At 42.4% G+C, this 14813-nt stretch carries 9 protein-coding genes; 6 read left to right on the top strand and 3 right to left on the bottom strand.

Annotation, left to right across the window (positions count from 1 at the left end; translation table 11 throughout):
* The first annotated feature begins 326 nt into the window (after positions 1-326).
* Genes hrpA through GVX98_RS14095 form a run of 3 tightly spaced genes read left to right on the top strand, consistent with a single transcriptional unit; the run spans position 327 to position 6188 of the window.
* The gene (hrpA, locus tag GVX98_RS14105; protein WP_159128727.1) at positions 327-4265 is read left to right on the top strand and encodes an ATP-dependent RNA helicase HrpA; all 3939 of its coding nucleotides are present in this window, start codon (positions 327-329) and stop codon (positions 4263-4265) included.
* Between the two features lie 30 nt (positions 4266-4295).
* Positions 4296-5408 carry a beta-ketoacyl-ACP synthase III gene (locus GVX98_RS14100; protein WP_159128444.1) on the top strand — a complete coding sequence of 371 codons (1113 nt, stop codon included), beginning with the start codon at positions 4296-4298 and terminating at the stop codon, positions 5406-5408.
* 6 nt (positions 5409-5414) lie between these two features.
* The gene (locus tag GVX98_RS14095; RefSeq protein ID WP_159128443.1) at positions 5415-6188 is read left to right on the top strand and encodes a 1-acyl-sn-glycerol-3-phosphate acyltransferase; all 774 of its coding nucleotides are present in this window, start codon (positions 5415-5417) and stop codon (positions 6186-6188) included.
* Positions 6189-6211: 23 nt separating this feature from the next.
* On the opposite strand, the gene GVX98_RS14090 is transcribed toward GVX98_RS14095, so the two are convergent.
* The 3 genes from GVX98_RS14090 to GVX98_RS14080 all read right to left on the bottom strand — a co-directional run bounded on the left by GVX98_RS14090 (position 6212) and on the right by GVX98_RS14080 (position 8346).
* Positions 6212-6490 carry a hypothetical protein gene (locus GVX98_RS14090; protein ID WP_159128442.1) on the bottom strand — a complete coding sequence of 93 codons (279 nt, stop codon included), beginning with the start codon at positions 6488-6490 and terminating at the stop codon, positions 6212-6214.
* Positions 6491-6759: 269 nt separating this feature from the next.
* Entirely contained in the window at positions 6760-7755 is a 996-nt protein-coding gene (locus GVX98_RS14085; RefSeq protein ID WP_159128441.1) for an ABC transporter substrate-binding protein, read from the bottom strand.
* Positions 7756-7758: 3 nt separating this feature from the next.
* A complete protein-coding gene (locus GVX98_RS14080) occupies positions 7759-8346 on the bottom strand; it encodes an ANTAR domain-containing response regulator (RefSeq protein WP_004982170.1) in 588 nt (195 codons plus the stop codon).
* Positions 8347-8937: 591 nt separating this feature from the next.
* Here GVX98_RS14080 and GVX98_RS14075 point away from each other — a divergent pair.
* From GVX98_RS14075 to nirD, 3 genes are all read left to right on the top strand, one after another.
* Positions 8938-10287, top strand: coding sequence for an MFS transporter (locus tag GVX98_RS14075; protein WP_159128440.1), 1350 nt, complete (start codon positions 8938-8940; stop codon positions 10285-10287).
* 65 nt (positions 10288-10352) lie between these two features.
* Positions 10353-12899 carry a nitrite reductase large subunit NirB gene (nirB, locus tag GVX98_RS14070; RefSeq protein WP_159128439.1) on the top strand — a complete coding sequence of 849 codons (2547 nt, stop codon included), beginning with the start codon at positions 10353-10355 and terminating at the stop codon, positions 12897-12899.
* A gap of 95 nt (positions 12900-12994) precedes the next feature.
* Complete coding sequence (gene nirD, locus GVX98_RS14065; RefSeq protein WP_159128726.1) at positions 12995-14605, top strand: nitrite reductase small subunit NirD; 1611 nt, start codon at positions 12995-12997, stop codon at positions 14603-14605.
* Positions 14606-14813 lie beyond the last annotated feature (208 nt).

Raw genomic sequence — 14813 nt, 5'->3', positions numbered from 1 at the left:
GGGTTTGTATTTAATGTTGGATAGGGTATCGAAATTTTTGTTATTGCTGAAACAGTATTTTTACATTACAAGAATCGGAAAAACCGAATCTTACTTCAGACTATTTCAGCGAATGTGATCATTCTGTTCATTTAGCATGATAAATATGATGACCAAATGACAAAATCATCTATTCCGCAACTCATTTACAAACATGATGTCCCTAGGCTTAAAATTCAAGGGGATTTTTGAAAAAAGTTAAAATTAAAAAATTATGCTGTACTTTCGCTTCGCCGTATTACCACGTAAACTAAGCGATTGATGTTTTTGATGTGGGTATTTTTTCTGTGCAGCGTCCTTTAAATATAGAGCAATTGGTGATGGTCAAAGACCGTCATCGTTTAAACCGACTCAAAAAAGGAAAAGATGCCAACGAAAAGCAATATCAAGCATTATTTGAACAGTCGCATTTAAAAGTTCTAGAGCGTATTGAACGCATTCCGAATATTAAACTGAATCAAGATCTGCCTGTTACGCAGTATGCGGATAAGTTAATTGATGCCATTCAAGAGCATCAAGTGATTATCGTTGCAGGGGAGACGGGTTCGGGTAAAACGACACAGCTACCGCAAATTGCAATGTTGGCGGGTCGTGGTTTAACCGGTCTGATTGGTCACACACAGCCACGTCGTTTGGCTGCGCGTAGCGTGTCCCAGCGTATTGCAGAAGAAGTTGGTGAGAAACTTGGTGAGTCGATTTCCTTTAAAGTTCGTTTTAATGAACAAGGGTCGCAGGATTCGATCATTCGTTTAATGACAGATGGTATTTTGCTGGCAGAGTTGGCCAATGACCGTTATCTCAATAAATACGACACCATTATTATCGATGAAGCGCATGAGCGTTCGCTTAATATCGACTTTATCATGGGGTATCTCAAACAACTTTTGCCTCGCCGTAAAGATTTAAAAGTTATCATCACTTCGGCAACTTTAGATGTAAACCGTTTTAGTCAGTACTTTAACAATGCGCCTATTTTTGAAGTAGAAGGTCGTAGCTTTCCAGTCGAACTACGTTATCGCCCAGTCTCTGAAATGAGCATTGTTGGTAGTGATGATGATGAGTTTGATGACTTTGAAGAAAATCTACCTCGTGCAGTAGTGCAAGCTGTGGAGGAGTGTTTTCGAGATGCACAAGAAAAAGGCCATCCTGAATATGCCGATACTTTAATTTTTGCTAGCACTGAACAAGAGATTCGTGAGTTACAAGAAACTTTGCAAAAGCATGGGCCGCGACATACAGAAATTTTACCTTTATATGCACGCTTGGCCTTGGCTGAACAACAAAAAATTTTTAATCCATCAGGTGGTGGGCGACGCATTATTATCGCTACCAACGTTGCAGAAACAGCGCTGACTGTACCCAATATTCGTTATGTGATTGACAGTGGTTTTGCGCGTATCTCTCGCTATAACTATCGTTCACGCGTACAGCGTTTACCGATTGAAGCGGTTTCACAAGCAGCGGCAAATCAGCGTAAAGGTCGTTGTGGTCGTATTGCCCCAGGTGTATGTATTCGTTTGTATTCTGAGGAAGACTTTCAAAGCCGCCCTGAGTTTACCGAACCCGAAATTAAGCGAACGAACTTGGCATCAGTTATTTTACAGATGCAAAGTTTAGGGCTGGGTACTTTAGAAGATTTTGATTTTATTGAGCCGCCAGATCATCGTTTAGTCAACGATGGTCGTAAGTTGTTGGTTGAACTTGGGGCTATGACGGAGAAAAGTAAAGCCCCTCTTTTGCAAAGAGGGGTTGGGGGAGATTCATCTGAAGACAATCCCCCTCAATCCCCCTTTTCCAAAGGGGGAAGTAAAGGAGATTTAACCAAAATTGGTCAACAAATGGCCAAAATGCCAATTGATCCACGTTTGGCCCGTATGATTTTGGGTGGGGCACATTTTGGAGTGTTGAATGAAGTCTTGGTGATTGTTGCCGCTTTGGCAGTACAAGACCCACGTGAACGCCCTGCGGATAAACAAATGCAGGCAGATCAGAAACATGCGTTGTTCCGTGAAGCCGATTCTGACTTTCTGTTCTATCTTAAACTTTGGGAAGCATTGGTTGCCAACCGGGATATGAGTGAAAACAAACGTCGTACTTTTGCGCGTAATCACTTTTTAAGCTGGTTGCGTCTACGTGAGTGGAAGAAAACTCATGAGCAATTGGTCGATTTGGCAAAAGGCTTAAAGCTGTCTTTTAATGAGAAAAAAGCCAGTTATGAAAATTTACACCGTGCGCTTTTAACAGGTTTGTTGTCTTTTATTGCCAATAAAACCGATGAACGCAATGTGTTTATGGCGGTGCGTCAGCAAAAGGCCCGCATTTTTCCAGCATCTACTTTACATAAGACCAATACGCCTTGGGTCATGGCTTTTGAGATGGTAGAAACTTCACAGGTCTACATTCGTACACTGGCAAAAATTGAACCTGAGTGGATTTTTCTTGCAGCAGGTGATTTGCTGAAGCACCACTATTTTGAGCCGCACTGGTCGAAAAAAGCAGGTGTGGTCAATGCTTATGACCAAATTTCATTGTTTGGCTTAATTATTGAGCCGAAACGTCAAATCAACTATGAAAAAGTCGACCATGTTGCAGCACATGAAATTTTCCTTCGAGATGCACTGACGACAGGGCATTTGGGCATTACGCCACCATTTTTAAAACACAACCTGCTTAAACTTGAAGAGGTTGAGCGGGTCGAAGATAAGCTACGCCGCCGTGATTTGGTGGTGGATGAAGAAACCATTTACCAGTTTTATGCGGCTAAAGTTCCTGAAGAGGTGGCAAGCCGTCGTAGTTTTGAAGACTGGCGCGCAACGGTTGAACCGCAAAACCCACGTTATTTATTTATCGATGATGATGCGCTGTGGATGAACGACCGTCCAACCACACAACAATTTCCCGATTTTTTACGCAATGGCGAACTGCGCCTAGCAGCCAGTTACCGTTTTGATCCAAGCCATGACGAAGATGGTGCAACAGTGAAAATTCCGTTGCAAGCCTTGCCTCAGGTGGATGAAAACTTGTGGTCGTGGGGCATTCCCGGCTGGCGTCAGGATTTAATGGAAGCCTTACTCAAGGCGCTGCCTAAAGATAAACGTCGTCATTTGGTGCCTATCCCTGACACGGCTGCAAAGCTAATGGCGAAAGTAGATGCGATGCATTTGCAACAGCATATTTTTAGCTTTTTAGCCTTCCAGTTGCGTGGCGAACAAATCACTGAAAAAGACTTTAGCTTTGAGCGGATTGAACAATATCTATTGCCATTGATTAAAGTGATAGATGACAAAGGCCGTGTGATTGAACAAGGTCGTGACTTGTCTGAGTTAAAAGCGCGCTGTCGAACAGAAACTCATAGTCCAGTCAAACAGCTCAAAGGTGAGTTCCAAACTTTTCCTGAAAATTTTGTGTTTGAAGCATCACAAAAAGTGACGGGTGTGGTGGTGAAGCAGTATCAAGCTTTAGTCCCGACCAAGGCCTTTGCGGCACTGGAACAAAAGGATGAGTCTGGTGTGGTGATTCAGACCTTTAATGATCAAGCTGAGGCGATTAAACAGCACCGTGAGGGTGTACTTCGTTTGGTGCATATACAACTGGGGGATTTGGTCCGTCAGTTGAAAAAGCAAATTTCCAAACCGTTGGCATTGGCGTATTCACCTTTGGGCGATAAGGCGCAGCTGGAGCAAATGTTAGTTTATGCCACACTGCAAATGTCGATCAATGAACTGCCTGTCAACGCACAAGAGTTTGAAAACTTGGTTGCAAATGTCAAAAAAACTTTTCTGACTCATGGGCAAAAAGCACTGGCAGATGTGACAGAGATCTATATCCAATGGCAGGATATACGTCGAAAGTTGTTGGTCTTAGATGATGCTGTGTTTGGGAAAAATATTGATGATGTTGAAGATCAGCTAGATTTGATGTGCTTATCAAACTTTGTCTATGTAAAATCTTCCGACATTTGGCTTGAATTTCCTCGATATTTGAAAGCATTGGTCTTGCGTTTGGAGCGCCTGCCCAATAACCTACAGAGGGATAATTCTGCCATTGATCAAGTTGACCCGTGGATGGAAAAATTATTTAAGTTTAAAAATGACACTCGCCTTAAAGAATTGTATTTCATGGTTGAGGAGTTTCGGATTTCTTTATTCTCTCAACCGATGAAGACAAAGATGCCCATTTCTCCGACTCGCTTGCAAAAAGTATGGGAAAAACTTGGAATCAGTTAAGATATAGGTAATTTAAAGAAGGAGTTTTACATGGGCATCCGCATTACAGGTACGGGTCTTTATCATCCTGAAGACATCATTACCAATGAAGAGTTAGTTGAAAGTTTAAATGCTTATGTGGAACAGTCTAACCTAGACAATGCTGACAAAATTGCTTCGGGCGAGTTGGAAGCCCGTCGTGGGTCAAGCGCAGAGTTTATTGAAAAAGCATCTGGTGTAAAACGTCGTTATGTGGTTGAGAAAACAGGGATCTTAGATCCAAAGCGTTTACGTCCATTGTTACATGAACGTTCAAATGATGAACTCTCGATTCAAGCCGAATGGGGCGTGATCGCTGCAAAACAAGCGATGGAAAATGCAGGCGTGACTGCAGAAGATATCGATGTGGTAATTTTATCGTGTTCTAATTTACAGCGTGCTTATCCTGCTGTTGCAATTGAAATCCAAACAGCATTGGGTATTCAAGGCTATGCCTACGACATGAACGTGGCATGTTCAGCCGCAACCTTTGGCATTAAACAAGCGTATGATGCGATTAAAGCGGGTGGACGCCGTGTATTATTGGTAAATGTAGAAATCACCTCTGGTCATACCGACTACCGTTCACGTGATTGCCACTTTATCTTTGGTGATGTTGCAACGGCTTCAATCATTGAAGAAACCGACAGCAAAACTGGTTTTGAAATTGAAGACATTAACTTATTCACCCAGTTTTCAAACAACATCCGCAATAACTTTGGATTCCTAAACTTAAGTGAAGTCGATGCAGACATTGAAAATAATCGTTTCGCTCAAGACGGTCGTAAAGTGTTCAAAGAAGTTTGTCCACTGGTTGCCAAAATGATTACAGCGCAACTTGAGAAAAACAACATTGCACCGACTGATGTGAAGCGTTTTTGGTTACACCAAGCCAATGCCAGCATGAATGAGCTGATTTTGAAATTGGTCGTAGGCAAAGAAAATGCTCAGCCTGATTTAGTGCCGATCATTTTAGATGAATTTGCAAATACCTCTTCAGCAGGTGTCATCATTGCGTTGCATCGCACAGCAGACCAAGTCAATGACGGTGAATACGGTGTCTTGTGTTCATTCGGCGCGGGTTACTCTGTTGGTGCTGTGCTTGTGAAAAAACACGTTGCATAAGCCCGTATGTTGCAGGTTGAACATGATGCAAAATGGATTAAACGCCTGAGTGCTTTATCCAAAGTTTATTTCACACCGACATTTATCGGTGCTGAACAGTTAGATGCATCACAACCTGCAATGTATGTAGGAAATCATTCCTTATATGGTGTGCTTGATTCACCTATGTTGATTGATTATCTCTACAATGAGCATCAAGTGGCTGTGGTCAGTATTGCTGATCATAGCCATTTTTATTTGCCACTGTGGCGCAGTGTGGTGAAAAAATTTGGTGCAGTCGATGGTGTCCCAGCCTATGTGCGTGAAGCCATGCAACAAGGCTATTCTATTTTGGTTTTTCCTGGTGGCGGACGCGAAGTTCTAAAACGTGAGGGTGAACAGTATCAACTGATTTGGAGACAGCGCTACGGCTTTTTAAAGCTCGCTCAAGAATTTGGCTATGACATTGTACCCTTTGCCGCGTTAGGCGGAGATGAAGTCTTTGATATTGGTTTTGATGCTAATAAAGTGGTTCAGCACCAATATTTTCAAAAGTTGCTACAAGTGCCGCAGTTAAATCGCTTGCTGCGTAAAGGGGAGGTGATCCCATCTTTACCGAAACATTTGATTCCGAAACGCTTGCCTTTTTATTTTAAGTTTATGCCCAGACAAAGTTTGATGCATATTGAAAACCTAGAACAGTTACAGCAGTTCCGAGACCTGATTGCAGCAGAAATTTATACTGGGCTTGCAGACTTAAGAGTATTGCGTCAACAGCAACATGGTGACCGATTTGATTGAGCATTTACAGGCGTAAACTTGGCTTAGTCTTCCTGTAAATCTTTCAACAAATGTGCAATTTTTAAAGTATGGGGCTTATTCCCTTTGACTTCCATAACCTTATTTTCCACCCACCATAAATATTCAAAAATTTCAGTTTCACTGGCTTGTTCACAAATGAACCGAAATAAACTGGGTAAGTATTCCTCATATTCATCTTGTAGTGCAGGATTACGATAGATCCGCAGGGGATCCCAGTCTTTAATCAGTATTTTGTTAATCGCATGTAATAAAGAAACATGTCGATTTTCCTCGGTAAACATAATACACCCCGCTGTCCTTGGGTTGGTTTGACGTTTAAAAAGAAGTTGTGCTGAAGATTATTTATCTATTGTTTTCATGTTTTAAAAGATCTTAGCGTGCTTTTCGCATGAGTAAATAGCACGCTCAGATAAATGGAAGCTAAAGAAAAATGTCTAATAAAGTTGCAGTAAAGTTAGATCGCAGATTTACTTCAAAATTTTTTTCAGAATAAATGTTTCAAAATAGTGCGTAATTACGGATTAAGTAACATATAGTAATAATTTAAAAATCAAGTATTTGTTTGAATGACGCAATTTTCACTAATCCCGTGAATTTCATCACTCTCTAAATTTACATCATCCCATTTTTGCATTTGCTGTGTGAGCCAAACAAAATCCGAAACTTGCGGCTGGGCTTGTTCGGGAATAAAACCACGAATGATGTTCTGAATCAGGTGATATTTTTCGACGTGAACACTTGCTGAACATGCAAAGCGAATGATGTTGTAATCGACCAAGACTTGCCAAACAGGTTCAAGATCCTGCATCTGTTTAAGTTCAACTTGTGCTTTTTGGATGCCTTGGACGAGGGCTGCAAGTGTATTGGGATTGGAGGTAGCCCATTCTTGAGTCACAGCCAGTACTTTGTCTGCGACGCGAGGAATAATGTCTGAGCCAGTCGCAATGATTTGGCTATAGCCTTGAATTTCCGCTTGTGTGTTCCAAGGTTCCCCAACACAAAAACCATCGATCAATTGATTTGAAATGGCTTCCACCATATAGGGCGGCGGTAAAGTGCGGAGATGTACGCGTTTGGCAAATTCAGTATTGGCCAACGCCAACCACTCACGTAAACAATAATGATGAATAGACTGCTTAAACACATGGGCAATCGGAAGATACTGTTCATGCTGCATGGCGCTAAAAAATTTCTGTGCGGTGGTGGCTGCATCGTCAGTTTTTTTGATATCGAGCGCATAGCATAGTTTTTGGCTTAAGCTGATAAAAGCACTGTTGTAGCTTAATACGAGAGGGGTTTGTAGCGGAATACCGAGTTGATCTTGAGCGAGTGCAGCAGCAGGCAACATGGCCGATAAACAATGCGCGGCGTCTAGAAAACCAAAAGCCAAACGATCTCTTAAGCTTGCCCAAGACGCTTCTTTGACTAAGCTTACGTCTAAGCCTACTTCCTCAAAAAAACCGCGTTGTTTAGCCCACAGTAAAGCAACACAGTCTAAAAGTGGAATATAGCCCAGATGAAGTTGTGACTTTTCGAGTTGAGCCATGACTTAGTCCTTGAGTTGAGATTGTAAAAGCTGTTGAGCATCCAACAGACGTCTTGCCATTTCACCGATGGTCATACGGTGGCTCATGGCATTTTTACGCAGCAATTGAAAGGCATCATCTTCAGATAGTCCATGTAATTGCATCAGCAAGACTTTCGCACGCTCCACATCTTTACGGTCAGCCAGTTTATTTTTGGTGTCTTGTAAGTCTGTGAGCAACTTTTTGTGTTTACGAAACTGTTCGATCGAGATTTCTAAAATATTTTCTAACTTTGAAGGATCAATCCCATCCACTATATAGGCCGTCACTCCAGCATCTATGGCACTTTTAATGGTGTCTTTATGGCTATTTTTAGTAAATAAAACAGTGGGTAGGTTAAATTGACTTACACAGCTTTCAATAATGTCACGTTGCGGATGGTCCATATCTAACAAAATGACATCCGCACTTAATTGTTCAAGACGGCTAATATTGATGTGATCGATAATCAGGCAGGCAACTACATCGAAATCATGTTCGATGAGGGAATTTCGAATATATTGTGCACGTTCTTGATTGTCATCAATCAATGCAATTTTCAGTTTAGGCATACTGTACAGTGCTCAGGAAAACCTGAAAATGAGATCTAAAAGTGTACAAGCAATTTAAATGCCAAACTTAACAAATGCCAGCTTTATCTCGAATCAGGCAGTCAATCTTTATGGTCGCGATTACAAGCAAAGTATGCATGTTGGCATGAAGACGATTGCGGATATGGGTTAAGTAAATCGAAGTGTTGATGTTCTCAATCGATTTGTACATATAAGGGCGAATTTCTAGATGTCGTGCTTAGAACAAAGCAATGTCGTTTATTAGAGAAAGCAGATGCTCATCCATAATGCAAAATGCACCAAGAGGTGGCAGGGTTTTAAAAATTCGGAAAAATTAGCTGTTGTGCTTTAAAAATAAAAAGAGCTGACTATATCGAATTATAAGATTGTTTTTTAAATAAATCTTTAAAAAACAATATTTTGTTATTTAATTATAAATATTGGCACACTCGTTGCATTATCCCTAATGAGTCAAAGACGACTCTAAATCAAATTTGTAAGACGGCCAACGACGTCCGTTCTGATCGCTTCTACATCCCAAGTGTTTGTGCTGTAGAAAAACTATACGCTCAGTTCAGTCTGGAGAAGGTTATGTCTTCAAATTTACATGCTAAAAAAGCAACAAAAATAAGTCTTTTCAGTTTTAACGGCGCAGCAATGAGAGCCTTCCACATGAGTTGGCTCGCCTTTTTTGTCTGCTTCTTTGCTTGGTTCGCTTGTGCACCGTTGATGCCAGTGATTGCAGGTGAATTTCATTTAACCAAAGATCAAATTGCCAATATTAATATTGCGGCCGTAGCCATCACCATTCTGGTTCGTCTTATTGTGGGGCCATTGTGTGATAAATACGGCCCGCGTAAAACCTATACCGCACTTCTTGTACTCGGCAGCATTCCAGTCTTTGGAGTAGCGTCTGCAAATAGCTATGAATCCTTCTTGTTCTTCCGTCTATTGATTGGTGCGATTGGGGCAAGCTTTGTCATCACTCAGTATCACACCAGCATTATGTTTGCGCCAAACGTAGTCGGGACTGCAAACGCAGCGACAGCAGGTTGGGGTAATGCAGGCGGTGGTGCAACACAAGTACTCATGCCATTGATGCTTGGTGCCTTAGTGATGTTTGGTGTAGAGCAAGCGATGGGCTGGAGAATTGCACTGATTGTTCCGGGTGTCTTGATGTTGATCGTGGGTTTGATGTATTGGAATTTTACTCAAGATTGTCCACAAGGCAACTTCAAAGAACTTCGTGCAGAGGGTGTCAGTGTTGGTTCTGATAAAAAAGGTGGTGTAGCGATTCTGATGCATGCTGCGAAAAACTACCGTGTTTGGATTCTATTTGGTGCCTATGCCGCGTGTTTCGGGATTGAAATCTTTATTCATAACATTGTCGCGATGTACTACGTCGACCATTTTAGCTTTGGTTTAAAAGAAGCAGGAATGGCGGCAGGTATTTTCGGTCTACTGGCACTGTTTGCTCGTGCTCTGGGTGGCATTGTGTCAGACAAAGTCGCAACCAAAAAAGGGCTTGATGGTCGTACCAAAGTGCTGTTTGGCATGATTCTGCTAGAAGGTCTTTTCCTCGTCCTATTCTCTCAAATGAATACCCCTATCTTCGCGATTCTTGCAATGACAGTCTTTGCATTGTTCACGCACATGGCATGTGGTGCAACTTACGCTTTGGTGCCTTTCATTGATCGTGATGCCTTGGGTGGTGTGGCAGGCATTATTGGCGCAGGGGGGAACGTGGGTGCAGTGGCAGCAGGTTTCCTACTCAAAGGTATGTTGGATATTCAAACCACACTGATGATTTTAGGTGGCTTGGTGGTCATCGCTGCAAGTTTTGTTCTCATGATTCGCTTCTCTGTTGAGCATAAAGAAAAGGAACAGCGCTTATTCGAACAAGCAGTACATGATCGTAGCATTGCTGAAGCGCAAAACTAAATAAAGAGATTAAACCCAAGCCTCAAGGCTCAGGCAGAACAAATGAAATATTGCGGAGAAAGAATATGAAAATCATCATGATTGGTCATGGCATGGTTGGCCACAAATTTATCGAATCAGTACTCGAACATGTGGGTGATGATGTTGAAATTACCATCTTGGCCGAAGAACCGCGCTTGGCTTATGACCGTGTACATTTGACTGAATATTTCAGTGGTAAATCAGCAAAGGATTTAACCCTTTGTCGTGCAGATTTTGCTGATGCTTATGGCATAGATTTACGTTTGAATACCAAAGCGGTTGCAATTGATCAAAGCCATAAAACGGTAACGACGAATCATGGTGATGTTCTTAGTTTTGACAAACTAATCTTGGCAACAGGTTCATATGCTTTTGTTCCGCCTATTTCGGGTAATGACCGTGAAAACTGCTTTGTCTACCGAACCATTGAAGACTTAGATGCGATTCGTGCTGCAAGTCTTAATGCGAAATCAGGTGTGGTAATTGGTGGTGGTTTACTGGGCCTAGAAGCCGCTAAGGCGCTACGGGATTTGAACTTGGAAACACATGTGGTTGAGTTTGCACCGCGTCTCATGGCAGTCCAAATTGATGACTTGGGCGGAAAGGTTCTACGTGCAAAAATTGAAAACTTAGGTGTAAAAGTCCATACCCAAAAAGCGACTTCATCGATTGAGGAAGGTGCTACGACGAAGCATGTCATGAAATTTGGTGATGGTTCTGAGCTTGAAACAGACATCATTTTGTTCTCAGCGGGTATTCGCCCACGTGATGAGTTGGCGCGTCAAAGTGGTTTAGCGCTTGGGGAGCGTGGCGGGATCATGATTAATGATTATTGCCAAACGTCAAATCCAGATATTTATGCTATTGGCGAATGTGCACTGTGGCAAAACAAAATTTATGGTCTGGTGGCGCCGGGCTATGACATGGCACGTATTGCAGCAAAACATGTCACTGAACAAGCTTGTACTGAATTTGCGGGTGCAGACATGAGCACCAAGTTGAAACTGATGGGCGTTGATGTTGCTTCCGTCGGTGATGCACATGCGATGACACCGAATGCACTCAGTTATTTCTATGCCGACGAAGATACACAAGTTTATAAAAAAATCGTGGTGAACGGCGAAAAAACCAAGTTACTTGGCGCGGTTTTAGTGGGCTGTGCAAAAGAGTACAACGACTTACTACAAATGATGCTGAATGGTTTAGCGCTTCCAGAAAATCCTGAAAGTTTAATCATGCCGGGTTATGCACTATCTTCCACTAAATCTGGCGGTAGTGGCGTCGATTTACTGCCAGACAGTGCAACCATTTGCTCATGTAACAACGTTTCTAAAGCCGATATTTGCAGTGCAATTGCCGAGGGCTCAACGTCTCTAGGTGCCCTAAAAAAATGTACCAAAGCAGCTACAGCCTGTGGGGGGTGTGCGCCACTGGTCACTCAAGTGCTGAAGTCTGAATTACAACGCCAAGGCGTGACCGTGAATAACCATATTTGTGAGCACTTTGCTTACTCACGTCAAGAGCTGTATCACTTGGTGCGGGTCAATGAAATCAAAACTTTTGATGATCTGATTCAACAACATGGTCATGGTTTGGGCTGCGATATTTGTAAGCCAACAGTAGCCAATATTTTAGCGTCGTGTTGGAATGACTTTGTTTTAAAACCAAGCCATGCAGGTCTACAAGACAGTAACGACTACTACCTAGGAAATATTCAAAAAGATGGTTCTTATTCTGTAGTCCCGCGGATGGCAGGCGGTGAAGTGACGCCTGACGGTTTAATTGCTGTGGGGCAAATTGCTAAAGAATATGGCTTATATACCAAACTCACTGGTGGGCAACGTGTCGATATGTTTGGCGCGCAAATTCACCAACTTCCTGAAATTTGGGAAAAGCTCATCGCTGCGGGCTTTGAGTCAGGCCATGCGTATGGGAAATCGTTGCGTACAGTGAAGTCTTGTGTCGGCAGTACATGGTGTCGCTACGGTGTGGATGACTCGGTTGGTTTAGCCATTTTTCTAGAGAACCGCTACAAAGGCTTACGCTCACCACATAAATTAAAAATGGCGGTTTCGGGTTGTACCCGTGAATGTGCCGAAGCGCAAAGTAAAGATGTCGGTGTGATTGCCACTGAAAAGGGTTGGAATTTATATGTCTGCGGTAATGGTGGGATGAAACCACGTCATGCAGAATTATTGGCTTCAGACCTCGATACCCAAACTTTAATTAAATACATCGACCGATTCTTTATGTTCTATGTGCAAACCGCAGACCGTTTACAACGAACTTCGGTATGGCGCGACAACATGGAAGGTGGTTTAGATTATCTCAAAGATGTGGTTGTGCATGATTCTTTAGGTCTAGCTGCTGAACTAGAACGCCGTATGAGCCATGTGGTGGGGACTTATCAAGATGAATGGCGTACGGCTGTTGAAGACCCAGAAGTACGTAAACGCTTCGTGACCTTTATCAATGCCAAAGCTGAGCAACAACAAGATCCACATATTCAGTTTGCAGAAGTTCGTGGCCAGATTCGTCCTAAAACTACGGCTGAACGAGATCGTAGCCGTATTCCAGTGGTTGAAGCTTAACAAATTAGGGTATTCAAACTTCTTTCTTCAGCACTCTCTCAAAAGCAAAGATAGAGGGAATAAATGAATGAAAAAGTTTAAAAAGGATCAAGATGATGACAATTTTAAAAGAAATGAATGAGCTAAATTGGGTTGATGTCTGTGCACTAGATGATGTAACACCAAACACTGGCGTAGGTGCACTTATTGAACATCAGCAAATTGCTATTTTTCGTGTCGGTGCTGAAAAGCGGGTGTATGCTTTGAGTAACCAAGACCCATTTAGCCAAGCTTATGTCATGTCGCGCGGCATTATTGGTGATTTACAAGGTGAGCGGGTGGTGGCATCGCCCATTTATAAACAGCATTTTAGTTTGGCGACAGGACGTTGTTTGGAAGATAAAGATCAAAAACTATTGGTTTTTCCAAGCAAAATTGAAAATGGCCGAGTGTGGATTAGTCCGACACCACAAAAAACCTATATCACCAACACAGGTGCATCTCAGGAAAAAATGAAGTTGGTGCTGGTTGGCAATGGCCTAGCGGGGATGCGTTGTTTGGAAGATTTACTCGACATGGCACCAGACCGTTATGAAGTGACGGTGATTGGTGAAGAGCCTTGGGGGAACTATAACCGTATTATGTTATCGCCAGTGTTGTCAGGAGATAAAACCATTGACGACATCATGTTGCATCCACATGCGTGGTATAGCGACAAAGGCATTCGTTTTATTGCGGGTGATCCTGCGGTACGTATTGACCGTCCTCGTAAGCAGGTCTATACCGAAAAAGGCGAAGTGGTCGATTATGATCGTTTGATCCTGGCGACAGGTTCGAAACCGTTCATTCCTCCAATTGCTGGAGCGGATTTGAAAGGTGTCATTAGTTTCCGAGATATCTACGACATCAACACTATGTTGGATTACTGCAAGACCAAGAAAAATGCCGTGGTAATCGGTGGTGGTTTGTTGGGACTTGAAGCTGCATATGGCCTCAAACAACGCGGGATGAATGTCACCGTTTTACATCTGATGGATCGCATTATGGAGCGTCAATTAGACAGCAAAGCCAGCCAAATGTTACGCCATAGTATTGAACAAAAGGGCATATCCATTATCACTGAGGCCAATACTGAAGCATTGGTGGGTGTGGATGGTCATGTCACTCAAATTCGCTTGAAAGACGGTACAGTCCTAGAGGCGGATCTTGTAGTTTTGGCAGTTGGTATTCGTCCGAACATGGCACTTGCACAAAGTGCAGGACTGCGCTGTAACCGTGGTGTATTGGTGAATGACACCATGCAGACTTTTGACCCAAGTATTTACGCCGTAGGCGAGTGTATTGAACATCGTAGCCAGACTTTTGGCTTGGTTGAGCCACTTTGGGGGCAGGCGTTCATTTGTGCCTCACATTTGGCGGAGCATGGCAGCTTAACGTTCAAAGCACCAACTGTTCCAACACAGTTAAAGGTAAGTGGCTGTGATGTGTTCTCAGCGGGTAATTTTGAACCGAAGGATGACTTTGAAGACATTATTTTAAATGATGAAAAACGTCAGATTTATAAACGCATTATTATTCAAAAGGATAAGGTCGTTGGTGCGGTGTTGTTTGGGGATACTGAAGATGGTGTCTGGTATGCAGAACTTATTTCAGATCAAACCCCAATTTCCTCAATTCGAAATAAACTGTTATTTGGTAAAGATTTTGCATTAAAAAAAGCAGGGTAAAATCTCCTCTTAAAAGGAGGGGATAGATTTTCTAATAGTTAATTTGATACGTGGAAACGTCATTCACAACTTGTTTGAGGTAGGGTTACTTATGAAAATTAATGTTTCTGCGAATAAGTTGGGATGAAGCTGGTATGGGACGAGTTTTGTGAATGACAATGGTTTTGCCTACTTTTCCCAAAAGAAAAGTAGGCAAAACCGAAGGTTA

This window comes from Acinetobacter sp. 8I-beige, from assembly GCF_902505955.1.
In the GTDB taxonomy this organism is placed as follows: domain Bacteria; phylum Pseudomonadota; class Gammaproteobacteria; order Pseudomonadales; family Moraxellaceae; genus Acinetobacter; species Acinetobacter johnsonii.
Note: the sequence above shows the minus strand (reverse complement) of the source record. Positions and strands in the feature narration are given on the sequence as shown.